This window comes from Rhizobium sp. RU20A (assembly GCF_900155885.1).
Lineage (GTDB): Bacteria > Pseudomonadota > Alphaproteobacteria > Rhizobiales > Rhizobiaceae > RU20A.
The window spans coordinates 36,877-61,784 of record NZ_FTMB01000008.1; the positions used below are offsets into that span (position 1 = coordinate 36,877).

The following is a 24,908-nucleotide window of genomic DNA, read 5'->3' on the forward strand; positions in this document are numbered from 1 at the left end:
CACAGCTTCCCACATTGGGAGCTGCTTCTAGCTAACCTATGGGAGACGTGTAAGCGCATGGCAGGACTGAAAGGCACGAAGAACAAGCCTCTGGATGCGATTTACCGTTTTTCGGAGGATGCTTACGCCGGCGACCCTGCATCCTGGACGTCACACCTCCGACACGCGACAAGCATTAGCGATGGTGAGCAGTATCTGGTCCGGCTCTTTAGAAAAACCGGAACGGCGATTGATGGTGATCTCAGACATCTACTCGACAGGGGCCTCCGTCGTATTCATCGTGTGCTGACGTCGAGGCGAGCGCGGGATGTGCTCGTGGAGGTTATTGAGCTCGTTGAGGACGAGCACGAGATCGGCGTTGTTATGCTCCGACCTGGTGATCCCCTTTCGGGATCTGCCCATAGGGCAAGGATGCGGTCCCAGCAGCTCTTGACCACGCCTGGGCGTCAGATCTTCTGGCGTAACATGCAGCGTATCGCGGAGGCGCTGTCGTTATGCCACGATGCCGGCATAGTGCACGGGGCAATCAGTCTACATACGATTTTCTCCCACAACGACGATATCCCGGACTATCGCCTCGGAGGGTACGAGTGGTGCGTCCAAATCGCGGAAAGCGATCTTGACGCGGGACGCGAAGGACTGCGCAACACAAGCGTTGTGTCGTTCCGACAAGATTGGATGGATGTCGGCAAAGCTGCCCGTACGATCCTCGGCATGGACGGTACGTCTGCTCCACTCTTGTCGAGCATTGAATTCAAGATGCTTGATCGGTTGGCGAACCCGCCAGTTTTCCAGCTCTTTGACGGACGGACTGTTTTACGAGAGATCAAAGACGTCATCGAAGAGCTCGATCGCGTCGGTGTTGGTAGTGAAGGTGAACTCGTTCTGTATCCCAGCCGGCAGGTGATGCTGAGCGACCTCCCATCTTTGACTTCCGGTACTATCCCCGCCTCCGAGGCAGAGCGCGTTCTTCGCTTCGCGGCCGACGATCTCCTCGGTCCGGAGGTTAGAGCTGTACCCATGAGTTCTGGGTCTATAAGGCTGGTAACCGACATCGCGACCTATATTGTTCGACCAGAAGAGGGACGCATCGGCACCATAACAGCTGCGTCGAAGCGTCGTAGCGACGACCGGGTGGCGGATGCCTTTGAGATCAAGCAACGCATCCATCTGGCGTCCAACCGGGTGGGCGCCCAAGAACGCGCGAAGAGGTCGGGGCTTGCAGCGATCGGCTGGGCTGAAATTGCCAACAAGAAAACGGGGGCAGAAGTGCGCGACGACCCTCCCTCTTGGTACGCGCTGATTTTGCTGGAAGCGTATTCGCTCCTGAGGCAGCAGTTTCACATCTATCCCGTAAAGGTCGTTGATCCGCCAGATGCTTCCAGCAAGCATCTGGTCTGGGTAACACCCCGCGAGGACGAGGCGCGGGACGAGCGACGTCGGCGGATGGAACTTCGTGGATGTGCCGAAGCTCTCGAGCGTGAGCTCTCCCACGATCAGGGCGGAGCTGACTGGACCCTGGCTGCATCCGATGCTCTCGCCGGACTTCGGGAACGACAGCCGGAACTTTCGTTCGAGGCAGCCGAAACTATCAGTGGGGCAAGGCTTTACGGGTTCGCGTCAAGCGAGCCGGTGCTGCACGGACAACTCCTGTATCTGCGGCCGCGCAAGGATGTCGGCCTCGAACAGGCCGTAAGACGCCGTCTCCAGAATATTGTCGCCGCGCGCAGCAACGTCGAATTGCTCAGGGCGATCGATGATCCTGCACAGGTCGCGGTGGACGAGGCACTCGTCGAAGTCGCTGCGCCCGGGCAGGCGCCGCCCGACATTGATGCCTCTAAGGCAAAAGCGTGGGCGTCAATTGCTGGTGGAAAGTCGATCAGCGTGATCGTCGGCCCGCCTGGCGTCGGCAAGACGTTCCTGATCTCGAAGCTGGTGGAGAGCATTCACCTACCGGCGAAGCGGTCGCGCATTCTCATTTCCGCCCAGAACCACGAAACCCTCGCTAACATGGAACACGAGCTCAAGGAGGTTCTGCCTCCGGAAGTCGCGATCATCGTTCGTGTGGAGCGCTCCAAGGGCGGAGCGGAAAACGCTTCACTGCGGGCAAGGTCAATGGATGTTTTGGGCAGTATCCAAAAAACAAACGATCTCGATATCATGGCGGCGCAGTTTCGGCAGGTCGAACAGACCCTGCAGCCCGCGCGGGAGGAGGCAATCGCTGAGCGTGTTCTTCGCGACACTGACACACTCCTCTTGCGCTCGTCGAATGTAACGCTGGCGACGACATCGTCGCACGTCATCGAGGAGATGATTGCCGACGGCGAGCAGTTCGACTGGGTGTTCGTGGAAGAGGCTGCCAGAGCAAACGGCGCGGAGCTCATCGGTGCGCTGCTTCTCGGAAACCGTAGGGTCATCATCGGCGACCATAAGCAACTTTCACCGTTCGATACGTTGGAGCGCCAGAAGCTGTACGATGCACAACGATCAGAGGAGATCTTAAAAGACGCCCGCAAACAGCTGGCAGCTTTCTCCGATCTTCCCGCCGAGGTTGACCAGGCCCTTGAGGTCCTGGAAGCCGATGGACCGCTACGTGTCGACGTTCTTGGATTGGCGATCCGATTGGAGGAGCCCTTCCAGTCTATCGCGATCCGCGAGGAGGAGCGTGAGCAGGCGAATGGTTACTCAAGCTCCATAGCCGCCACGCTCTTGGAACAAAGCAGAATGCATCCAGCTATATGTCGGCTGGTCTCCAGTACATTTTACCAGGGCAAACTGGTGCCGACGCAGCGCGTCATAGATCGAAAATTGACGCTCGACTCGATGGGTGGGCTTCCGGCCAGCCCGGTGGTTGTCCTCAACGTTCCCGCCCTTAGCATGGTGAAAAGGCGCGCGTTCGAGGAAAACAGAAACGGTTCCTATGTCAATCTTACGGAGTGCTCCGTGCTGATTGATGCGGTAAAACGCGTCCGCCCCCGACTGGACCAAAAGGGCAATCGACCCACTTTGGTATTTCTCGCCCCCTACTGGGCGCAGGTCAAACAATTGGAGCGAATGCTGAGTTCATCGTTGGACGCGCGCGATGGAACGTTGTTCGGCTTCGACAGCCCCCGAAAAGACGGCAGGTTCGTTTATACCTCAGACAGTTTTCAAGGCGGTCAGGCTGACCTTGTTGCGGCAAGCCTCGTCCGTAACAACACTTTGGTCGGCGGCAGAGCATTGGGGCATGTCCGCAGTCCTCAGCGTATGAACGTCTTGTTGAGCAGAGCGAAGCACAAGCTAATACTCGCAACCAGCCTGACTTTTCTCGGCGATGCGGCCGAAGGAACCGATCCTGACCACTTGGGCGGCCAACTTGGCTTTGTACGCAAGATGATCGAGGAGCTGAACAAACTCGCTGAAACGCAGTTCGAAGGCGTCGGCCCGGGTGCAACGATCGTTTCTGTCGACGATGCAGGAAGGCTGGTCCTATGAAACTTCATATTGCAGCCTGGCATTACAGGGCCCGCGCAATCATTCAGCGGGTTTGGGGATGGAGCCCGGTCGAGGAAATGGTGCTTCTCCGCCTCCACACCGTCCCCAGTACGATCGAGGGTGTAGCGGCGTCCCTGTCATTGCCTGGCCAGATCGTGGAAGCAACGGTCGCGCGCCTCATGCAATTCGGTCTCGTCGAGATGCAGTTATCACCGGCGCCATTATTCACCACCAGCGCCGTCGGCAAGGAGCTGGTGCATACCGACCGCCCTCTGCCTGAGCGCACCGTGGAACGCGAAGTTAGCATAAGTCTCGTCTATGAGAGGGCTGGCCACTCCATATTCCGCAGAAAGGACGTCAAGTTGGAGACGAACCCTGGCGGATCGTCCGTCCGGATCGTTGGTTTTCCGACCGACGATCCGCCCGAAACGGATGACACGATGGCGGGGAGGGTGCAGGTGCTGGTCGCGGGACAGCTACGTCCAGGGGAATGGATGCGGGGTGTCAGGACGATCAATTCGGTCATCCAAAAGACCTTTGTCGTTTTCGACCTCGACGAAGTGAAAGACGGGCTCTTTCCGGACGGGACGAGCGATGAACTTAAGCGCTTCTTTGCTGAAGTTCTGAAGACTGGGCAAACCCCTCAGTTGGCAAACATTCCGCGCGAGGTCGAGCCATCCGCCTTTCAGACGCGGTTCGAGCCAGATAATTTCGTTGTCGGATCGGATGAGCATGTCGACCGGTTCGAGAAAATTGCCGACAACGCCCGGCGTGAACTTCTCGTTCTTTCAACCTTCGTCGCTGCTGCCGATGATGAGAAGTGTGATGAGAAATGCCGCGAGAACCGCGAACGGATCATTCAGGCGCTGGAGCGCGCCGTTCAGCGCCGCGTGCACGTCCATCTTTTCTACGGGACCACGCTCGATGAGCGCTCAAAGAATGCAAACGCCATGGAAGCTCTGCGTGTCAGGCTAAACGGCAAGAACCTTACACGTGGATATGTTCAGGTTCATCGCGACCCGGTGGCGAGCCACGCGAAGTTTCTGGCCGCAGACGACGGGCGTGGGGGCGCGGTGGTTTTGCTCGGTTCCTGCAACTGGCTGTCGTCACCCTTCAGCGCAGTAGAAGTTTCCGCTGAAGTCCGTGAAGATCTGGCCGTCGCCAATCTCCTCGATATTTTAAGAAGGATTATCGGCCCGCTTTCGGAGGCCCGGCGCTCAGTGGAAGCACTCAATTTCATCTCGGCCGATCTCAGGCGAGGGAAACGGAGCCTGGCAGCCGCGACAGATCCCGTCCAAGATGCGCCGGCAGTCATGAGCATCCTTCTGGCTCACGAACATGAACGTGTGCTCCGCTCGGCGGCACACGATGCCGAACACCGGTTCGTCTGTTGCACCAACCGAGCGGGCGCAACAATGGTGCCAGGGGTGTTTAATCCAGCCCATGTCGCGGGGCAAAGAATAAGCGATGTCCGGATCTATTATTCGCGCCGCTCTGGACCTATCAAACCTCGGCACATCGCGCGGCAACGAGAGCGGCTGATCGGGGTGGCGAGCATTTTTGGGGTACGCGACCCCCAACTTCATGCAAAATTCCTGGCGTGGGGTGACGACGATGTGATCGTAACCAGTATGAACTGGGCCTCGCAGTCTGGCTTAGCGGAGAACCCGTTGGACGAGATTGGTCTTCGAATACAGGGCAAAGGATTGGCCACGGCGCTATTAAGGAAGTTCGAGGCTCTGCTCCCCGACGATGCACGAGGACACCCTAGAGTATGAGCCGCCCAAATAGCTCGACATCTCCAGTCTTCAAACGCCCTGATCGAGGTGTGAAAGCATATAGCTGTTCATAACGAGGAACGCGGCCGTCGTCGTGACGTCCTGATCGCCTATCAGCAGGTCTGACCTTCGCTATGTACATCGACTTCCCTATTTCCAGCGACGGAAGAATTGACACACCTTTAGCGCGAACAATACGTTGCGAATGTGGGGTAAGGCGAATCATCCGTGCAACGTTGCACCGTGATGGTTTTACTATCGACAGGCGCGATGGGGGAGGCCTTGAATGTGGGCAGATAATGAAACTGAAAAAGACTTCCTGAATTTTTCGGGCGTGGCCGACACCGTCGCGGAAATCATCGTGCAGGCACGGGGTCGCCCGATTTCAATTGGCGTCTCTGGCTCATGGGGCATCGGAAAGTCCTCGATGATAAAACTGACCCAGGCGTCGTTGGCTCATCGGGTGAGGAAAGAGGGCGAGAAGGATTTCGTCTTCGTCGAATTCAATGCATGGCTTTACCAGGGCTATGACGATGCTCGTGCCGCATTGATGGACGTTATCGCGACGAAGCTGGAGCAAGAGGCAAAAGCGCGCGAAAAAGGACTCGACAAGGCGAAAGCACTCATCAAGCGTGTGAACTGGCTCCGCGCGATGAAGCTTGCCGCCGGTTCGGCCATAGCGGTGTCGATGGGACTTCCTCCAACTGGGCTGATCGGCGAGGTCTGGGGGCTGGGGCAGCGGCTTCTCGGTGGTTCCGTCGACGAAAAACTAATCGAAGACGCCAAATCGAAAGCGGGTGAGGTGGCAAGTGCTGCCTCCGGGCTTCTCAATCCCGCAGAGGAAACGTCACCTCCGAAGGAAATCCAGGCCCTTAGGGACAATTTCGAGGAGACCCTTGAGGAGCTTGGGGTAACTCTTGTCGTTCTGATCGACGACCTTGACCGTTGCCTGCCCGAGACGACGATCTCGACCCTTGAAGCCATACGGCTGTTCCTGTTTCTGAAAAATACGGCGTTCGTCATCGCGGCCGACAACGATATGATCAAGCACGCCGTCCGCAAGCATTTCGAAGGCGTTCCCGACGATCTACTTGTCACCAGCTATTTTGACAAACTGATCCAGGTACCCATTCGCGTTCCTCCCCTGGGTACACAGGAGGTCCGGGCGTACATGATGTTGCTGTATATCGAGAACAGCGAACTGAAGGACGACGTCAAAGAAAAGCTCCGGGTTGGAATTTGCGATCAGTTGCGAAAAACATGGCAGGGCGCGCGCGTCGACAAGGCGTTCGTAACGGGACTTCACGACAACATTCCAGCAGACCTCATCGGACGTTTCGATACGGCTGAAAGGCTCGCGCCTATCATGACGACGGCCTCGGGCATTGTCGGTAATCCACGATTGATCAAACGTTTCCTGAATGCGCTGTCGATCCGAATGGCGATCTCCAATGCGCAGGGTGTCGGCGTGGATGAGGCGGTCCTTGCGAAGCTTCTCCTGTTCGAACGGCTCGGCAGCCCCTTGGCTTATGCGGATCTCTTGAAAGCCGTGAGCCAAGATGACGATGGCAAACCCAGATTCCTGAAGGATTGGGAGGACGCAGCCACTGAAGGAAAAGAGCTGAAGCTTGCAGCTCCTTGGGACGACGCGTTTTCAAAGGAATGGCTGGCCCTGCCTCCACCGCTACATGATGCGAAATTGATGGGCGCTTTGTATGTCAGCCGCGAGCATGCGCCGCTTATCACGCCCGGCGATCGTCTCACGACGGAAGCGGCCGAAATATTGACGGCGATGCTCACGCATCCGGACATGGCTGCGGCGCTGGTAGACAAACTGGCACGGGTGTCGCGCATCGAAACGTCGATCATCATGGATCGTCTCCTGGAGCGCGCCCTTCAGGAACAAGAATGGGGCGTGCCTGACATTCTGGAGGCCTGCCTCGCGCTTGCGAAAGCAGACCCTCAGCAAGGACTGCGTTTGGCCGCGTTTCTTATTGATCGTCCACCGTCCCAAATTACTCCAGGGATCGTTCCGAAAATTGGCGATCAACCTTGGGCGGACGGCGTTTTCGCGAAGTGGAAGCGCTCGGGTGTGCCGCAGGTCGTCAAAAAAGCGATCGAGAAGGCTGAACAATAATGGGGACATCTCAATCGAGTAACGGACCGAAGGGTGGCGTCCCCATGGTACCCGCGTGGACGCCCGCGCCACCGGCGGAAGACCCGCCTCCTGGGGATCAGCCGCCGGGCGTGCCACCCGATACTACTCCGGATCGAAGTCCGCCAGAGCAGGAACCAAATGATCCCGCTCCGGACAAACCTGTCGTGCCAAACGTGCCGCCTCCGGCGGCCCCTCTCGCGCCCGGAAGCCGGTTCGCTGGCACTCGCCGAAGCCTTGGCGAATTTGCGAAAGCCGGAAACCTGAGCGACCTGCGTCGGAGCTTGGGCAACTACGTGCGTACGGGCTACGGTGGCTCGAGGACGACAACGAGCAGGTTCGGCGGGACCGCCTCTACCGCCAGTGCATTCGGTGGCATCCTCGAACGCATGGGGCAACAGCCCGCAGGCAGTCCGCTGGATCCGGCGCTCCTTGCGGGCCGCACCGCTAATGAGGTGATGGATGCTGTCGTCGAGGCGGTTCGGCCGGTCGATGGCACCCAGGACGCCGAGGCGGAACGAACCGCTATCAAGGACTCGCTTTCGGAACTCCTGGTGAAGTACCCCGACGCCGATTTATCGTCGCTGACACCAGAACAACGTGAATTCGCCATTGAGCGCTTCACAGCAATGGACGTTGCTCGTCGGTTCGAACTCGACGTTGGTAAGACAATTATCGAGAAAGCTCCCACCGCCACAGTTGCTCTCAGCCGCCTGAAACAGGTGCGTGACTACATTAAACAAACCGTTGCAGCTTCCTTTCGCAAGCTCAGCGCGGCGGGTAAGAGCGTTAACTCGAACCGTATCGCCACTGTGGTTCGAGACGCATTACGGGACACCTTTCAAGTTTTCGAGGGATACGCCGAATGAGGCTTGTTTGTGGACCTAAATCGTTCGAGCAACCACTGCGGGAGGGCGATCTGCGCGTTGTTCTGTATGGCCAGCCACGGGCCCCGTCGGAGGCCAGTGCAGGTGACGCCATAATGTCGGAGCTTAGACGACAAGGACTGAATCCGAATCCACGGGCCTGGGATCTCCTTTCAATCGCTCTTTCGATAATCACCGCCGACTTTGCGGTACTTCGAGACGCCAGCCCCGACGGCTGGACGAGGGAGATAGAACTAGATGTGGCGGTCTCCGATCCAGCTTTCTGGAATACAGTGGCTGAAGACTTGAAGCAGGCACTTGCCTTCCTCACAACAGACCGCTGGAAGCTTACCTTTCATGAGGGGGGCGTCTTACCCGCTCCGCCAAAGAAGGTCGTTATGCCGCAAGAGGACTGCGTCGTCTTACTGTCTGGCGGACTCGACAGTCTCGTCGGCGCAATCGATCTGACCCGCCGTGGGTTGAAGCCAGTCGCCGTAAGCCAGACCGTTCGGGGGGACGGTGTGAAGCAAAGAGATTTCGTTCAGGCGATTGGTTTGACGAAACACCTACAGCTCAATCACGTTGCGACTTCCCCCAACGTGCTCCAGGAAACGTCACAACGGGCGCGCTCACTGATCTTTCTGACCTTTGGTGTGGTCATGGCGACGGCGCTGGAGCAATATGCAAAAGGCAAAACCACGCCGATCTACGTTTGCGAGAATGGATTCATCGCGATCAATCCGCCACTCACCGGTGCCCGGCTTGGAAGCCTAAGCACGCGCACGGCGCACCCTGTCTTCCTAACGCGGCTCCAGAAGGTTCTCGATGCTGCAAGCTTCAACGTCAAGATCGAAAATCCCTACGCCAAAAAAACGAAGGGCGAGATGCTTATCGAATGCAAGGACCAGATTCTCCTTCAGACCGAGGCCGCGCATTCGACCAGCTGTGGGCGCTTTCAGCGGTTCAATTACCGGCACTGCGGTCGCTGCGTACCCTGTCAAGTGAGACGGGCAGCATTCGTCGCATGGGACGCGGAGCGCGACACGACGGATTACGTCTACGAGCCCTTGGGAAAGGATGATGAAGACCACGCGTCGTTCGATGATGTTCGTTCCGTTGCCATAGCGTTGGCTTCGGTGAAAGCTGACGGCCTCGATCGGTGGCTTGGCCACACCTTGTCGCCTTTGGATATTGGAGATCGTAACGGTGTCCGCGGCATGCTAGATCGAGGGTTAAACGAACTCGGCGAGCTGCATCGACTATATGGTGTTAAGTGATTGACTTCCATTGCCATCTTGATCTGTACCCGGATCCTGTTGCGATCACGCAGTCCTGCGTGAGCCGGAATATCTATGTTCTCTCTGTCACTAACACGCCCTCGGCTTGGGAAGGCACGCTTGCTCTTTCACATAAGGCAAAGCGGATCAGAACGGCGCTCGGGTTGCACCCGCAGATTGCACATGAACGCCATGGCGAACTTCCCTTATTTGAAAAACTCCTGCCATCAGCCACATACGTAGGGGAGATCGGGTTAGACGGCTCACCCGAGTTGCGACCCCACTGGGAAACCCAAAAGCGGGTGTTTCATCGCATTTTAGATCTATGTGACCAGGCGGGCGGTCGTGTAATGACTATTCATAGTCGGCGGGCGGCCACGCAGGTATTGGATGCACTCGAAGCGCACAAAGGCGCAGGAACACCAATCCTTCATTGGTTTTCGGGGACAAAGCGAGAGCTGGATCGCGCCGTCTCCATGGGCTGTTGGTTCAGCGTGGGACCAGGGATGATCCATGGTCAGAAGGGCCGGGATATCGTCAAAATGATCCCCCGTGATCGCCTGTTAACCGAATCTGACGGACCATTCACACAAATCGAGGGCAGGTCTGTTCTACCATGGGAGCTCGACCGCGTATTGAACGCGATCGCAGAACTGTGGTCGGAAGATGCGCTTGCGGTCGAAGGGCGGGTGGCGGAGAACTTACGACAACTGGGCTATGGTCGAACCGAAAGCTAACCGCGCATAAGGGCGCGATCGCTTGTCGAGAGCATCCTCCTAAAATATGCGTTGAGTCAAAACCATGGGCCATTCGATTTATCGCGAAATGGATGTGTTTTCAGAACCTTGTGAAATTTCGTGCCGGCCGGTAGTTCGAATTGGTTCAAGGCGGAGGCGACACAGCTGTGCGGCTTTCAAACGTTCACCAGGAGGAGCAGAACAGCTGCAGTTTGGCGCGCTTCACTTTCAACTCAGGCGGGCCTAACACTCAGGAAACCCCTGAGGAAGGTTCAGATGGAGAGCAGTGCTTTGAGGCTCGTCTAGGACGAACGGCGTGTTCTATGCGCCCTTCGTTCATCGTGGCGCATGCGTCATGTCACTAGGATCGCCCTGAAATCATTGACGTTGGTTCCGGTCGGCCCCGTTTCGAAGAGGTCTCCGATTGCCGCGAAGGCCGAATAGCTGTCGTTGAAATTGAGCAGGTTTCGCGGATCAAGGCCGCGTGCACGCAGCCGTCTTGCGGATGTGCCGTCGGCGAAAGCGCCGGCATTGGTTTCCGATCCATCGATGCCATCGGTGTCGGCTGCCAGGACGGTGATGTCGAACCCGTCAATGGCAAGCGCGGTCGCCAGCGCGAATTCCGCGTTCCGCCCGCCCTTTCCGGCCTTCGACCGCAGCGTCACGGTCGTCTCACCACCCGACAGCAGGACGACGGGCTTTTTGAACGGTTGATTTCGGGTGGCGATCTCACGGGCGAGCGCGGCATGCACGAAGCCGACATCGCGGGCTTCCCCTTCGATGGAATCGGACAAGATGACTGCCTCGATCCCGGATGCGCGCGCTGCGGCTGCGGCCGCTTCGAGCGACAGTCTGGCAGAGGCGACGATATGGCACCGATGTCCGGTAAAGCGGGCATCCTCCGCCGAGGGCGCGTCGGCGTCCGGGGACGACAGGTGGGCGATGGCGCGTTCGCTGAGCGTCAGGCCATATTGCCTGACGATGTCGAGTGCGTCGTGGCGCGTCGTGTTGTCTGGCACGGTTGGGCCCGAGGCGACGTGGGCGGGGTTGTCGCCGGGAATGTCCGACACGATGAGGCTGACGACACGGGCCCTTGTCGCGGCCGCCAGCCGGCCGCCCTTTATGGTCGACAGGTGCTTGCGCACGACATTCATGGCCGCGATCGGCGCGCCGGAGGCGAGTAAGATCTCGTTCAGCGCGATCTCGTCGGCAAGCGTGAAGCCCGGCGGCGGGGCGGGCAGCAGCGCCGATCCCCCGCCACAGATGAGAGCGATCACCAAATCGTCCGCTGTGAGATCCTTCACGGCGTCCAGCAGCCGCTTCGTGGCCGAAAGCCCGGCCGTATCCGGTACGGGATGAGATGCCTCGATTACGTCGATCGACTGCGTGGCGCAGCCATATCCGTAACGCGTTACCACCACCCCGGACAGGGGGCCGTCCCAGAGGTACTCCAGGGCGCGGGCCATCTGTGCGGCGCCTTTTCCGGCGCCGACGACCACCGTGCGGCCTTTGGGCGGCGCAGGCAGATGGCGCCGCATGCCCTCCAGCGGATCGGCAGCGTCGACCGCCGCCCGGAAGAGGGTGCCGAGCAAGCGTCGGGCGTCGCTGTCGGGATCATAAGGCCCTTCGATGCGTGGCTGGTTCACAGGCTCAATCCTCCTTCAAGACCCGAACGACGCGAACGCCCGGTCACATCCGTCACCGGCCTGTATGCGTCACCCCTGAAAAGGACCTTCCAGAGCGTTTGCGCGGAGCGACGCAGCCAGACCATTGCTCTGCAAGAGCACATCGCGTCCCGCCGCCTCTGCCCCGTCGCTCACCAATCTGTCGAGCGCTTCCACCAGTCCGCGGGCCGCGGCGCGCAGGGCGTCCATCCGGTCCGCATCGCCACGCAATTCCTCCAGATCGTTCGCCGTCACACCGCCGAGGCCGGGAGGTGTCCGGGCGCCTGCGTCGGTATAGCCCTCGGCCAGATCGCCGACACGGTTGCGCACCACGCCCCGGTTGATGGCGTCGAGGATCTGGTCGACCGCCTGGATCGCGCCCGACACGCGGGTCGGATGATCGGTGTCCGCGGCGGCGTGGGGCAGCAGCGACAGCTTGGCAGCGTGCTGCGGCAGCAGCGACAGATACGGCACCATCGGACCTGACAATTCGCCGCTCGATGCGTCCCTGAAGAGGTCCGCATCAATCGCCGCATGCGAGACCTGACCCGAGGCAAGGGCGGCTGCCAGCGCCGGAACATCAATGAGTTGACCACGATCGTAGTTCATCAGGACGGCCCCCTTCGCGAGTGCCGACAGGGCCTCAGTGCCAATAAGACCTGCATTGGCATAGCCATCGGGGCCGAGTGGCCCGAGGCCGAGATGCACCGACAGCACATCCGCGCCAGCGGCGGCGTCGCTCACGCTTTCAGCATGAATGAAGCCTTCGCTCTCGATCCATTCCTTATGGCGGGGCCGTGCGAAAATCCGTACCTTCATGCCGAAGGCGCGCGCAAGTTTCGCAACCTCCCGGCCGATATTGCCATAGCCAATGACGGCGAATACCCGGCCTTCCAGCTTGGCGGTCGGGAAGCGCACGAGATCGCGCCCGGTGTCGAAGCGGCCGTCAGCGACCAGCGCATGCATCTCCTCGACCGGCAAATCGGGGCAGACCCGCAGCAGTGCTTTCATCACCATTTGCGCCGTGGCGCGCGCATTGATGCCCGGCGTGTTCATCAGGGGCGCCATGCCGCCCCGCCCGTCGCCACCGCCCCAGCTGGCGGATCCCATGTTGCCGGTTCCTGCACCGATCCGCACGCCGCCCAGATCGAAACGCGTGCCCTTCGGGAGAAAGGTGGCTGCCGCGATGACGGCATCATAGAGACCGTCACCCGCCTCAGCCAGAAGCTCAGCGTCGGTGGACAGCATGGGCTGATAGTAGAAATGTGCCCGGCCGGGTTCCGGGGCCGGCAAGGCGCGCGCCGATCCTTCGTGGAAGACGCCGCCGCGGGTCTCGATGTACCGCTTGACGGCGGAATGGTCGGGGTGACCCCCCGCACCGGGGGCAAGCCCCACCAGGTCGACGATGAGGATTTTGGGTGTGGATGTATTGGGCATCTTTCCTCCTGCAGGCGGCGGCGGAGGTGCCGCCGGCCTCCCGCGCTCTTCAGAACAGCTCGGAAACGAACTTGGTGCGCTGAAACGCTTCCAGCCCCTCAATACCACTCTCTGACCCAAAGCCGGATTCATTGACCCCGCCAAACGGCGTTTCTGGCGTCGAGATCATGGTGTGGTTGACGCCGACGAGGCCGGCGTCCAAGGCCATTTCCGCGTCCCGCGCGGTGGCGCCGTCCTTGGTGAAGACGAAGGAAGCAAGGCCGAAGGGAAGCGCATTCGCCCGCGCAATGACCTCGTCGAAGGTTGAGAAGGGCATGACCGCGGCGACGGGGCCGAACGGTTCCTCCGAGAGGATCCGCGCGCTTTCCGGGACGTTGAACAACACGGTCGGTGCATAGAAATTGCCCGGCTGCTCGACCCGGCGTCCGCCGGACAGAAGCTCCGCACCCTTGCCGACTGCGTCATCGACCAGCGCCTGGATCGCGTCGCACCGGCGTGGCGCGATCATCGGGCCCATCTGCGTGTCGGGCTCCAGGCCGTCGCCAAGCTTGAGGGCAGCAGCCTTTTCCGCCATGCCTTCGGCAAAGCGACGGGCGACGCTCTCGTGCACGAAGAAACGGGTGGGCGATGTACAGACCTGACCGGCATTGCGGAACTTCGCGGCGGCCAGCGTCGCGACCGCGTGATCCAAGTCGGCATCCGCGAAGACGAGCACGGGCGCATGGCCGCCCAGCTCCATCGTCGTGCGCTTCAGCGTATCGGCGGCCCGCTTCTGCAGCAGCTTGCCAACGGTGGTCGAGCCGGTCAGCGACACCTTCTTCGGGATCGGCGATGCGAGAAGATGGCGCGACACTTCATCCGGCACGCCGAAGACGAGGTTGAGAACGCCGTTCGGCAGGCCGGCATCCTGAAAGCAGCGGGCAAACGCCACGGCCGTGCCGGGGGTCTCCTCCGCCGTCTTCAGGATGATCGAGCAACCGGCTGCAATCGCGCCGGAGATCTTCCGAATGACGTTCGAGGCGGGGAAATTCCACGCGGCGAAGGCGACGACTACGCCTACCGGCTCTTTGTAGACCATCTGGCGTTGGCCCGGAACGCGGCCCGGCACGATGCGTCCATAGGCGCGCTTGCCTTCCTCGGCATACCAGCGCGTCGCCTCCGCCGAAAAGGCCACTTCGCCGCGCGACTCGACCAGCGGCTTGCCGTTTTCCATGGTCAGAACGCGGGCGATCGTTTCCAGCCGCGCATCGATCAGATCGGCGGCCTTCATCATGATCTTGTAGCGGGCGATGGCCGTCTGGGCTTTCCAAGGACCGAAGGCGCGCTGCGCCGCCTCAAGGGCCGCGTCGAGATCGGCGACCGAGGCGTGCGGGACGGTGGCGATTTCGGCGCCGGTGGCGGGATTGATGAGCGGCTGCGCCTTGCCCTCGCTGCCCTTGCGGAACACGCCGTCGATCAACAGGTCGATTGTTTCTTCATACATGGGTTTCTCCTTGTCCGGCGTCTCGGCCGGGTTGTCGTCGCCCGGTCAGAACCGGGACGAGCGGAAATGCGATAGGTCGATGGAAGGGGGGCGTCCGGTGGCGAGTTCGGCGACCAGCCGACCGGTCACGGAGCCGCCCATAAGCCCCTGATGGCCGTGGCCGAAGGCCAGGATGACGTTGTCGTGGCGCGGCGCGGTCTCGAGCACGGGAATGCTGTCGGGCGTGCCCGGCCGGTTGCCCATCCATCGTTCCATGCCGCGGAGATCCGCGCCGGGAAACATATGCGCCGCCTGACGCAGCAGGATATCGGCCCGCCGCCAGTTGGGCTTCGCCTCCGGCCGAGCGAACTCCACCGTGCCGGACAGGCGCAGGCCGCCCTCCATCGGCGCGGCGACGAACTTGCGCTCGGCGGCGTTGACATTGACCTTCAGGCCCGTGTCGGCATGGGGCAGCATGATGTGATAGCCGCGCTCGCTGATCAGCGGCACGCACACACCGACCTGCCTTGCGAAGGGGGACGAGAAGGCGCCGGCCGCGATCACCACCTTGTCGGCGGCGATCACGCCGCCTTCCGTCGCCACACCCTTGACCCGGCCCTGCTCGACGACGAGCGAGCGAACATTGCGGCGGGTGAAGACCGAGCCCTTGGCCGCCGCAAGCTTTGCGATGGCGGCGACGAGCCGGCCCGGATTGGGGCACTGTCCCTGCTCCGGCAGGAAGACGCCGGCGCGATAGTCGGGCGAGATCGCCGGCTCCAGCTCGCGCATCTGGCGGTCGTCGAGGATCTCGACCTTGACGCCGCGTTCGCGCCGCATGCCGATGGAAAGGGCGCTGCCGGCCGGTCCGTTCGGGTTTTCATAGGCAAAGAGCTGGCCGCGATGGAGGATCAGGTCCTCGCAGCCGGCCTCCTTCACAAGCGGCTCGTAGCAGGCAAGCGTCAGCCGGTTCAGCGCAATCATGCCATCCGAGATGCGCCTGACGCGCGACAGGCGCGAATTGGCGAGGAAGCGCAGAAGCCACGGCAAGGCGTGGGGCAGGTCCAGAAGGCGCAGGCCGATCGGGCCATCGGGGTCGAGCAGCATGCCCGGCACCTGTCCGGCGATCCCCGGCATGGAATTGGGAATGCACGAGCCGGGGGAAAGCCCCCCGGCATTTCCGTAGGAGCATTGCCCGGGGCTGCCGGGCTCCAGGGGATCGACCACCTCGACCGAAAAGCCTTCGTCCACGAGGGCGTTGGCGGCGCAGACACCGATGATGCCCGCGCCGATGACGACCACTTTTCCGCCGCGGTGAGATGGCGACATGGCGTTCGCTCCTGTCCTGTGTCCACTCAGGGAATGTTCGGCATCGGCGTGCCGGCGCGGAAGGCGGGAAGCGCGCGGCTATAGGCCATCTGCAGCATGCGGAAGTCCGAGAGGTAGGCGATGAACTTGTAGCCGAGGTCACGCATCTTCTGGCCGTACTCGATCGAACCGACATGGATGCCCGGCACGACGCCCGCCTTGATGCACCGCTCCGCGATCATCGCGATCGCTTCGTTCACGTCGTCCCATTTGGGGTCGAAGCCGGGCGTGTAGCCCATGGAGACGGCGAGATCCGACGGGCCGACGAAGATGGCATCGAGGCCGGGTGTTGCGAGGATCTCGTCCAAGTTGGCCACACCTTCCTTGTGTTCGATCATCGCCATGGTGATGACCGTGTTGTTGGCATGGGCGAAGTAATCCGAGCCGCCGTACAGGCCGGCGCGGATCGGGCCGACCGAGCGGCCGCCTTGCGGGTAGTAGCGGCATGCCTCGACAAAGGCGCGGCATTCGGCGGCGGTGTTGACCATCGGCACGACCACGCCATAGGCGCCGGCATCCAGCACGCGGCCGATGATGGCCGGATCGTTCCAAGGCACGCGCACGAAGGGCGTCTTGTCGGTCGTGGAAATTGCCTGCAGCATCGACAGCATGTCGGAATAGTCGGCGCAGCCGTGCTGCATGTCGACGGTCACGGCATCGACGTCCTGCTGGGCCATCATCTCGGCCGAAAGGCTGGAGGGGATCGCCAGCCAGCCGGTGACGGCGCATTCGCCCTTCGACCACAGGGTCTTGACCTTGTTCTCACGCATGTGGGCTTCCTTTTCGTCGTATCGTCAGGAGTTGAGGATGAGATCGGCGGCCTTCTCGGCCATGGCGATCGTGGTGATGTTGGTGTTGGCGGCGATGACCGAGGGCATGGCGGAGGCATCGACCACGCGCAGCCCCTCGACGCCGCGCACGCGGCAGTGGTTGTCGAGCACGGCCAACGGGTCGTCGTCGCCGCCCATCCGGCAGCTGCAGGAGACATGCCAGCCCGACCAGACCGCCTTCTTCGCCCAATCGACGATCAGGTCGCGGTTCTGCATCATTTGGTGCATCCGCTCGGTCGTGCCGAACTTGTGACGCAGCAGCGTCTCTCGGAAGAACGGCGCGTAGTCGAACAGGAGCGCGGCCGCGCCGGTCTTGACGTAGTTCGACAGCTTGCGGACGGAGAGCGAGCGCGCCTCTTCCGTGTAGCCTGCCAGAAACCAGGTGTTGACATGGGCCCGCACGCGCGGGTCCTCCATGATCCGGTAGATCCGCTCGAAACCATCGACGAGCCGCATCAGGTCGCGTTCGTCACCGGCAAGGTTCAGGTTGACCATCGGCTCGTCGCGCCAGTCGGCCGACTTCACGCTCACCGTGCCGCGCGAATAGGATTTGTTGACGCAGACATTCAGAGCGCCCATCGCCTTACCGAGCGGATGCCAGCCGGCGCGGTTGACCGGCATCAGCAGCATGTCCGAGGGCGAACACCCCTCATAGCCCGAGGAATAGCGCACACCGAGGAAGATGTGGCGGCGCTGACCGCGCTTCAGCCGGGCGGAGCGCTTGAAATGCGCGCCCACGGCCAGATGCGGATGGTCCATGAGATTGGCGCCGACACCCGGCAGGTTGGAGAGAACCGGAATGCCGAGGGCTCGCAGGTCGGCCGCCGGGCCGATGCCAGCGCGCAGCAGGATCGGCGGCGTGTGCAGCGCGCCCGAGCAGAGGATGACTTCGCCCGCCCGCCAAAGTTCCGACGGACCGTCGCCGGTATGGGCGTTGACGCCGGTGATACGCTTGCCCTCCACCTCCAGCCCCTCGACCTGGGTATTGGCGAAGATGTGCAGGTTCTTGCGCGCCCGGACCTCACGGGTGAGATAACCGAGCGCCGTGGAGACGCGGTGGTCGTTCTCGTTGGCGAGCGGCATCGGAAAGGAGCCCTCGTCGAAGGAGGCGTTGTAGTCGTCCTGGTAGGGGGCGTCCTTCTCGGTCACCGCCAGCACCGACCGCGTGAAGCCCGCCCAGTCCTTGGGGAAGACGCGGCGGATCGGCATCGGGCCGCTCTTTCCGTGCAGCGGGCCGTCGAAGTCGAGATCGCGCTCCAGCTTGCGGAAATAGGGAAGCATATCCTCCCAGCTCCAGCCCGAAACGCCCATGGCCTGCCATTCATCATAATCGGCCGGCAGACCGCGAACAGCGAACTGGCCGTTGATCGACGAGCCGCCGCCCATGACGCGGGCCTGCTCGAGACGGGTGGGCGGAATGACCTCCGAATTGGAGCGCGGATTGCGCGCATAGACCCGGAGTTTCGACCAGTGAAACCGCGGATCGAAATAGGAAAGGCCGGGATAGCTGTCGGCAATCACATCCGGGACGTTGTCCGGCGGCGTATCCGGCCCGGCTTCCAGCAGCGCAACCTGTTTGGAGGGATTTTCGGACAGGCGGCCCGCAAGCGCAGCGCCTGCCGACCCGCCTCCCACAATGACGTAATCGTAGATCATTCGGGATGCCCTCAGAGATAGTTGATCCACACGGCCTTCTGCCGCGTGAATTCCTCGATGCCGGCGCGGCCCATGTCCTTACCGAAGCCGGAGCCCTTCCAGCCGCCGGCCGCATAGGTGAATTCGGGATCGCGCCCGTGCTGGTTGACCCAGACCATGCCGGCCTCGACAGCATCGGCGACTTTCATCGCGAGCTTCAGGTCCTGCGTGTGGACGGAGGCCGACAGGCCGTAGGTGGGGTGCTGCGCCTCGGCGATGGCCTGCTCGATGTCATCATAGGTCGTGACCGACATGACGGGCCCGAAATACTCCTCGCGGAAACCGACATTGTCGCGCGAGACATTGGCGAGCACCGTCGGCGCGTAGAAATTGCCTTCGTTCGGGCCTTCCAGCCGCGTCGCGCCGGTCAGCACCTCCGCACCCTGCTTGACTGTCTCCTGCACCAGCGCGTCGATACGGTCGAACTGCCTTGCGGAGATCACTGGGGCAAAGGTGGTGGTCTCGTCCCAGGTGGGGCCGGCCTTGATCGCCTTCGTCCTGGCGATCACGCGGTCGATCAGTTCGTCAGAGATGGCACGGTCGACGATCAGCCGCGAGGCGAGCGTGCAGACCTGTCCGGCATTGACCATGAACCCATTGGCGACCCGGGTCGCCACGGCATCCATGTCGCCGGGATTGCGGGTGACGATCTGCGCGCTCTTGCCGCCAAGCTCCAGCACGACCGGCTTGATGCCCGACTGCGCGGCGAGCGACATCACGGCCGCTCCGGTGGCCGTGGAGCCTGTGAAGGAGATGATGCCGATCTCGGGGTGTGCGACGATCGCGGCACCCGTGGTGTGGCCCCAGCCGTTGACCACATTGAGCAGGCCGCCCGGAAGCCCGGCCTCGGCCGCGCATTCGGCAAGCGCCAAAAGGCTGTGCGGGGTCAGCTCCGAGGTCTTCATCACCACGGCATTGCCGGCGGCCAGCGCGGGGGCGAACTTCCACGCCGCCGTGATCATCGGGAAGTTCCACGGCACGATCGCGCCGGCGATGCCATAGGGTTCGCGCCGCGTGTAGCTCAGCGTGTCGGCCTTGGTGGCCGTGACGATGCCTTCGAGCTTGTCGCAGTATTCGGCGAAGTAGCGCACCACGCTGGCGGTGCGCACCGCATCCCCCGTGATCGTTCCCGCCACCAGCCGGCTGGAGCCCGCCGCCTCGAGTCGGCCGAGATAGTCGGCCTTTTCCTCGATCTTCTCGGCAAAGCGGAAGAGCACCCTCGCCCGGTCACGCGGGTTCATCCGCGCCCAGCCGGAGGTGGCGAGGGCGGATCTGGCCGCCACGACCGCCAGATCGACGGCGGCCTGTCCGCCATCCGTGATCACGCCCATCGGCTGCGCGTCCGAAGGGCGCAGCACCGCGATCTCTTCGCCCGGCAGGTCGACGAAACGCCCGCCGATGTGATGACCCGAGGGGATGGTGACGGTGTCGGGATTGAAGCTGAGGGACATGAGCTTTCCTTCGTATGTGGCCTGCGCCGGGACGCAACGTGTCTCTCGGCCCCGCGACAGGGCCGACGCACGGATTACGGGAGGGGCGGGCCGCGGCCCGCCGGAGCGTTCGGGATCAGCCGCCTTCCAGGAAGGGGCGCAGCAGGTCGGCTGTTTCGTGGAAACGGCCGACGAAGCTTTTCAGGCGCGGATGGGTCGGGCGCAGCAACACGTCCTTCGGCGGCCCGTCCTCGGCAATCGTGCCATGGTCGAGAAAGATCACACGGTCGGCGATCTCGAAGGCAAAGCCGAGTTCGTGGGTGACGATGACCATGGTCATGCCGCTGCGGGCGAGATCGACCATGGCCTTCATCACCTCGCCCACCAGTTCGGGATCGAGCGCCGAGGTGGGCTCGTCGAAAAGCATGACCTGCGGATGCATGGCGCAGGCCCGCGCAATGGCAACGCGCTGCTGCTGGCCGCCGGACAGCTGGCGCGGATATTTGCCGCCGTGGTCCTGCAAGCCCATCTGGGCCAAAAGGTCCAGCGCCTCCTTGCGGGTCGTTTCCACATTCGCCTTCTTGACCGTCACCGGCCCTTCCATGACGTTTTCGAGCGCGGTCATGTGCGGAAACAGGTTGAACTGCTGGAACACCATGCCGGTCTGCGAGCGAATGCGGTTCACGGTCCTTGCCGGCACGGCGTTGCCGTCGCGCGCCGCCGGGCTGGCGTCGTAGATCGCCTCGCCGCCGATGGTGATGCGGCCCGCATTGGGCATGTTGAGAAGGTTGATGCAGCGCAGCAGCGAGGTCTTGCCCGAGCCGGATGCCCCGATCAGCACGACCACTTCCCCGGCTTCGACGGAAAGATCGACACCCTTCAGCACTTCGCGCAGGCCGAATTTCAGCCGCACGCCTTCGATCTTCAAAAGCGGACCGGACTTGCTCATTTGACGCGCTCCGAGATGGTTTCCAGCTTGCGCGACAGGAAGGTCAGCGGAACAAGCAGAGCGAGGAACATGACGCCGACCATGGTGTAGACTTCCATCGGCCGGTAGGTGAACGAGCTGACGTAGCTCGCCTGATACAGAAGGTCGGGCACGGTGATCATCGACATCAGCGTGGTGTTCTTGATCTGGATGATGGACTGGCCGGCCAGCGGCGGGATCATGCGGCGGAAAGCCTGCGGCAGGATCACCCGGCGCATGCGCTGGCCGTAGGTCATGCCGAGCGCGGTGGAGGCATCGGACTGGCCCTTGTCGATCGACTGGACGCCGGCGCGCAGAATTTCCGCATAGAACGCGCCCGCATAGAGGCTGAGGCCCGCAAAACCGGCCCAGAACTTGGTGACGGCGAGACCCGCGAAAATGGGAAAGGCGTAGTAGATCCACAGCAGGATCACCAGAAGCGGGATATTGCGGAAAATCTCGACATAGACCCGTCCGACAAGGGACAGGGCGCGGGACCCGGTGAGTTGGATCAAGCCGATGAACAATCCGATCACCAGACCGGCTGCGATGGAAATCACCGAATAGAACAGCGTGACCAGGAGCCCGTTCCAGAACAATGGCCAGTTCTGCTGAATGACGGAAATATCGAACAAAAGCGTAACTCCGGGGCTGGTTCGACGGGCCGGGCGCCATGCCCGATGCGAGAACCTGCCGAGCCGGAGCCCGGCAGGTCTTTTAGCGGATCAGAAGCTGAAGTTGCTGGGCAGGATCGACAGGTCGATGCCGCGATCTTCCCAGGACTTGGCCAGGCGCCCCTGGGCCAGACCCAGCGAACGCTGCTGCTGGATCCAGTTGGTCAGGAAGTTGATGAAGCCCTCATTGCCCGGCTTGCGCGTAACGGCGAGCGTGGCGGGATTGCGCAGTATCGGCTCGGGAACCGAGACTTCGCCATTCACCTGCTTGGCGATCTGCAAGGCGTCGAAGATGGACTGGATCATGGCGTCGGCGCGACCGGCCTGCAGTTCCATGATCGCGAGATTGCGGTCCTCTACCACGGTGAGCTTCGCCTTCGGCAGCAGCGACTCGGCAACGACCTGCATGGTCGAGCCCTTCTGGACGACAACGGTCTTGTCCGGCGAATTCAGCTCGGCCCAGGTGGCGACCGGCTTGCCCTTCGGCGAGAAGACGCCCCAGGCATCCGTGAAGAGCGGCTCCCAGAGATAGTCGACCACGAGGCCGCGCTTCGGGTTCGGGTTCACGCCGATGGCGATGTCGATCTTGTTGGACTGGAAGTCGGCGGCGAGGTTGCCCCAGGTGGTTTCGACCGGAACGATCTTCACGCCGAGCGTCGTCGCCAGGTCGGTCAGGAAGTCGACGTAGAACCCGCTCCAGTTGCCGGTGGCCGGATCCTTGATGTAGCCGGGCTCTTCGCCGATCATGACGGGAACCTTCAGTTCGCCGCTGGCGCGGATCTGATCGATCACCGCCGAAGGGCCTTCCTGAGCGGCTGCAGGGTTCCATGCGCCAATAGCTACCGCCGCCCCCAGGGCACATGCCCGGAGGATTTTTCCGAAAAATGACATTTCAATTCTCCCTGTTTTGCGAAAGATTGAGGCCGGTTTTCCTCACCGGCTCAAGAACCCCTTGGAAAGTGGATCACCTTTTTCGAGGTAGAGTGTGCCCTGGGAGACGAGGTGAGCCTCTCCCCGGACGATGACGGAATAGCCCGTCGTACCGCAGACCGCGCTCTTTTCGGCGAGTTCGGCGATGAAGGAGACGCCGAAAATGTTTTCGGCGCGATAGGTGTCGGTGTCGGACAGGTCACCGCGGATCAGCAGTTGCGCCATCCGCGCGCAGGTGCCCGTCCCGCAGGGCGAGCGATCATATTTGTTGGGTGCGAGCACCAGGAACTGGCGCGCATGGCCCCTGCCGAGATCGCTGTAAAACAGGACGGAGGGGGCCGGAAGCTCGCGCATCTCGGGCCGCCCGTCCGTGGCTTTGGCAATCGCCTGCTTGATCGCCCAGCCGAGCGCGAGGTTTGCCGACGCCGTGTCAGGCGTGAGCGCCACTCCCAGCCTGTCGGCATCGACCATCGCATACCACATGCCCGAGTAGAGAATGTCGGTGCGGATCGTGCCGAGCCTTGGAACATCGACCTCCAGCGCCTCGAAACCCATATAGGCCGGGACGTTCTTCAGCGAGACGGCGCCAAGCTGCCCCTCCCCGTCCCATTCGACCCGGACATCGACCACGCCGGCCGGCGTTTCCAGGGTGAAGCGATCGCCGCTCTCAGGAGAAATCGCGCCCGTGAAGGCCAGCGTCTTGGCCAGGCCGATGGTGCCATGGCCGCACATGCCCAGATAGACATAGGACGAGATGAAGATCGCCCCGAAATCCGCGACCTCGGAGGGAACGGGGATCAGCCCGACCATCGCGGCATGGCCACGCGGTTCGTGCAGGAGGGCGGAGCGCAGGTGGTCGAAGCGACGCTCGAAATCCTCGCGCTTTTCCAGCACGCTGCGACCCTGCAGAGGCGGAATCCCGCCCAGAACGGCGCGGGTCGGATGCCCGGCCGTGTGGGTGTCGATATACGGGAAAGCCGCCTGGATACCGGTCATGCTACCGACCCTCTCCGAATTCGGCGCGGATCGCATCGCGAGTCTCGCGCCAGATTTTCTCGATGAGATCGTGCTCCAGCGTGTAGGCCTGCGCCGCCTCGCCATCGACGATGGCCCGGAACACCCGCGCCGTGTCGTCGAAGGAGAGATCCACCACGCTGCGGTCGTTGCGATAGAGATGGTAGCGATACCGCAGCGCCTGCTTTTCCAACCCCTTCAGCAGGCGGCGAAGCGTCGGGTTGTCGGCAATCTCGTAGATCAGCTGTGAACCGCGCACGTCATGCTGGAAGAACAGCCGCGCATTTCCGGCTTCCCGCGCCCGCTTCATGTCGTCTAGCACATGCCAGAGCTGCTCTTTGAGCGCCCCGTTGGTCGAGCGAGCCGCCTGTTCCGCCGCGATGGCTTCGAGCGCGATGCGGCATCGATAGATGTCATCAAAATCTCGGAGCGACATGGGCGTGACCCAGATGCCTTTGCGCGCCTCGCGCAGCACAAGCCCGTCATTTTCCAGGGAGCGCAACGCCTCGCGCGCTGGAGATCGACTGACGCCGTATCGTTCGGCGACGTCTTCTTCGGTCAGCCGCTCGCTGGGCGCAAGCTCGAGAAAGACAATTGCCTCCTCCAGAACGGCCACGAGATTGCCGGCGATCCCCGCTGAAAGCTTGTGTGAAAACGTCATATCCATGAACCCACCATACTGCATCCTGTATACAATGCAAGCTTCCTTTTCTGCTGCTGCCCCGCAGACAGCCAAGTTGTCCCTAACCACCTTGAATAGCAGCGAACGTCGGGAAAGTGCACAGGCGCCGTGAAAGGCCTCGTGTTGCGGTTCCTCCGGCAAAACCGGAGCCAGGGTTTCTTTGGTCAAAAACGACGACTCGCGTGTGGTCGAAAAGCGGCATTCTCGGCAGCCTCTTCGCGTCGTCTGCGTCCTCTGGTGCGCCGTCTCCAGCTTGCTCGCCTGGATGCCATGGCAATACGGCGCAACCGAACCGGGCTTCACGATCTAGCGCTCTCCGCCGGAGACCTGAGAATTGAGGAGATTAGAAATTAGGACAGTCTAGAGATTTGTTCTATAATTAGATCTTATGCTAGGCACTCCGCTCTGTACGTTAGCACTCGGAGTTTTAGCTACTTTGAGGGTATAATCGACAGGAAGCGGGTTCGATTT

At 61.7% G+C, this 24,908-nt stretch carries 17 protein-coding genes and 1 pseudogene; 6 read left to right on the forward strand and 12 right to left on the reverse strand.

Going from position 1 to position 24,908, the window contains the following annotated elements; all coding sequences use genetic code 11:
- Positions 1 to 57 precede the first annotated feature (57 nt).
- The 6 genes from F3H41_RS17005 (at position 58) to qatD (ending at position 10,287) form a co-directional block, all read left to right on the forward strand.
- Entirely contained in the window at positions 58 to 3,474 is a 3,417-nt protein-coding gene (locus F3H41_RS17005; protein ID WP_188129513.1) for an AAA domain-containing protein, read from the forward strand.
- Entirely contained in the window at positions 3,471 to 5,252 is a 1,782-nt protein-coding gene (locus tag F3H41_RS17010) for a hypothetical protein (protein WP_149739883.1), read from the forward strand. Before F3H41_RS17005 ends, F3H41_RS17010 begins: the two co-directional genes overlap by 4 nt.
- Positions 5,253 to 5,538: 286 nt before the next feature.
- Complete coding sequence (locus F3H41_RS17015; protein ID WP_149739884.1) at positions 5,539 to 7,389, forward strand: P-loop NTPase fold protein; 1,851 nt, start codon at positions 5,539 to 5,541, stop codon at positions 7,387 to 7,389.
- 314 nt (positions 7,390 to 7,703) lie between these two features.
- Complete coding sequence (gene qatB / locus F3H41_RS21615) at positions 7,704 to 8,276, forward strand: Qat anti-phage system associated protein QatB (protein WP_244616249.1); 573 nt, start codon at positions 7,704 to 7,706, stop codon at positions 8,274 to 8,276.
- A gap of 113 nt (positions 8,277 to 8,389) precedes the next feature.
- Entirely contained in the window at positions 8,390 to 9,550 is a 1,161-nt protein-coding gene (qatC, locus tag F3H41_RS17025) for a Qat anti-phage system QueC-like protein QatC (protein ID WP_244616250.1), read from the forward strand.
- Entirely contained in the window at positions 9,547 to 10,287 is a 741-nt protein-coding gene (qatD, locus tag F3H41_RS17030; protein WP_149739887.1) for a Qat anti-phage system TatD family nuclease QatD, read from the forward strand. The genes qatC and qatD overlap by 4 nt, the downstream gene beginning before the upstream one ends.
- Before the next feature lie 353 nt (positions 10,288 to 10,640).
- Here the strand turns inward: qatD and F3H41_RS17035 are convergent, their stop codons facing one another.
- The 12 genes and pseudogenes from F3H41_RS17035 to F3H41_RS17090 all read right to left on the reverse strand — a co-directional run bounded on the left by F3H41_RS17035 (position 10,641) and on the right by F3H41_RS17090 (position 24,740).
- Positions 10,641 to 11,879, reverse strand: a complete 1,239-nt coding sequence (locus tag F3H41_RS17035) for a glycerate kinase (RefSeq protein ID WP_244616256.1) — start codon at positions 11,877 to 11,879, stop codon at positions 10,641 to 10,643.
- A gap of 123 nt (positions 11,880 to 12,002) precedes the next feature.
- Positions 12,003 to 13,364, reverse strand: a pseudogene (locus F3H41_RS17040) (NAD(P)-dependent oxidoreductase); the annotation flags it as partial.
- A 73-nt stretch (positions 13,365 to 13,437) separates the two neighbouring features.
- Positions 13,438 to 14,871 carry an NAD-dependent succinate-semialdehyde dehydrogenase gene (locus tag F3H41_RS17045; RefSeq protein ID WP_149739889.1) on the reverse strand — a complete coding sequence of 478 codons (1,434 nt, stop codon included), beginning with the start codon at positions 14,869 to 14,871 and terminating at the stop codon, positions 13,438 to 13,440.
- 45 nt (positions 14,872 to 14,916) lie between these two features.
- Positions 14,917 to 16,176: an FAD-dependent oxidoreductase gene (locus tag F3H41_RS17050; protein ID WP_149739890.1), complete on the reverse strand. Its 1,260-nt coding sequence runs from the start codon at positions 16,174 to 16,176 to the stop codon at positions 14,917 to 14,919.
- Between the two features lie 26 nt (positions 16,177 to 16,202).
- Positions 16,203 to 16,985, reverse strand: a complete 783-nt coding sequence (locus F3H41_RS17055) for an aldolase/citrate lyase family protein (protein ID WP_149739891.1) — start codon at positions 16,983 to 16,985, stop codon at positions 16,203 to 16,205.
- A 24-nt stretch (positions 16,986 to 17,009) separates the two neighbouring features.
- Positions 17,010 to 18,701 (reverse strand): GMC family oxidoreductase N-terminal domain-containing protein, encoded by a 1,692-nt coding sequence (locus F3H41_RS17060; RefSeq protein ID WP_149739892.1) that lies wholly within the window; start codon positions 18,699 to 18,701, stop codon positions 17,010 to 17,012.
- 11 nt (positions 18,702 to 18,712) lie between these two features.
- Complete coding sequence (locus F3H41_RS17065) at positions 18,713 to 20,191, reverse strand: aldehyde dehydrogenase family protein (protein WP_149739893.1); 1,479 nt, start codon at positions 20,189 to 20,191, stop codon at positions 18,713 to 18,715.
- A 115-nt stretch (positions 20,192 to 20,306) separates the two neighbouring features.
- Positions 20,307 to 21,119, reverse strand: coding sequence for an amino acid ABC transporter ATP-binding protein (locus F3H41_RS17070; RefSeq protein WP_149739894.1), 813 nt, complete (start codon positions 21,117 to 21,119; stop codon positions 20,307 to 20,309).
- Positions 21,116 to 21,772, reverse strand: coding sequence for an amino acid ABC transporter permease (locus tag F3H41_RS17075; RefSeq protein ID WP_149739895.1), 657 nt, complete (start codon positions 21,770 to 21,772; stop codon positions 21,116 to 21,118). Before F3H41_RS17075 ends, F3H41_RS17070 begins: the two co-directional genes overlap by 4 nt.
- Before the next feature lie 90 nt (positions 21,773 to 21,862).
- Positions 21,863 to 22,603, reverse strand: a complete 741-nt coding sequence (locus tag F3H41_RS17080; RefSeq protein WP_244616251.1) for a transporter substrate-binding domain-containing protein — start codon at positions 22,601 to 22,603, stop codon at positions 21,863 to 21,865.
- 141 nt (positions 22,604 to 22,744) lie between these two features.
- On the reverse strand, positions 22,745 to 23,737 hold the full coding sequence (locus F3H41_RS17085) for a proline racemase family protein (protein WP_149739897.1): 993 nt from the start codon (positions 23,735 to 23,737) through the stop codon (positions 22,745 to 22,747).
- Position 23,738: 1 nt separating this feature from the next.
- A complete protein-coding gene (locus F3H41_RS17090; protein WP_149739898.1) occupies positions 23,739 to 24,740 on the reverse strand; it encodes a GntR family transcriptional regulator in 1,002 nt (333 codons plus the stop codon).
- Between the last annotated feature and the right edge of the window lie 168 nt (positions 24,741 to 24,908).

Bases quoted from the DNA above. Each gene is read 5' to 3' on its own strand.
- F3H41_RS17005 (WP_188129513.1), top strand. From the start codon at position 58: ATGGCAGGACTGAAAGGCACGAAGAACAAGCCTCTGGATGCGATTTAC.
- F3H41_RS17010 (WP_149739883.1), top strand. From the start codon at position 3,471: ATGAAACTTCATATTGCAGCCTGGCATTACAGGGCCCGCGCAATCATT.
- F3H41_RS17015 (WP_149739884.1), top strand. From the start codon at position 5,539: ATGTGGGCAGATAATGAAACTGAAAAAGACTTCCTGAATTTTTCGGGC.
- qatC (WP_244616250.1), top strand. From the start codon at position 8,390: ATGTCGGAGCTTAGACGACAAGGACTGAATCCGAATCCACGGGCCTGG.
- F3H41_RS17045 (WP_149739889.1), bottom strand. From the start codon at position 14,871: ATGTATGAAGAAACAATCGACCTGTTGATCGACGGCGTGTTCCGCAAG.
- F3H41_RS17050 (WP_149739890.1), bottom strand. From the start codon at position 16,176: ATGTCGCCATCTCACCGCGGCGGAAAAGTGGTCGTCATCGGCGCGGGC.
- F3H41_RS17055 (WP_149739891.1), bottom strand. From the start codon at position 16,985: ATGCGTGAGAACAAGGTCAAGACCCTGTGGTCGAAGGGCGAATGCGCC.
- F3H41_RS17060 (WP_149739892.1), bottom strand. From the start codon at position 18,701: ATGATCTACGATTACGTCATTGTGGGAGGCGGGTCGGCAGGCGCTGCG.
- F3H41_RS17065 (WP_149739893.1), bottom strand. From the start codon at position 20,191: ATGTCCCTCAGCTTCAATCCCGACACCGTCACCATCCCCTCGGGTCAT.
- F3H41_RS17070 (WP_149739894.1), bottom strand. From the start codon at position 21,119: ATGAGCAAGTCCGGTCCGCTTTTGAAGATCGAAGGCGTGCGGCTGAAA.
- F3H41_RS17085 (WP_149739897.1), bottom strand. From the start codon at position 23,737: ATGACCGGTATCCAGGCGGCTTTCCCGTATATCGACACCCACACGGCC.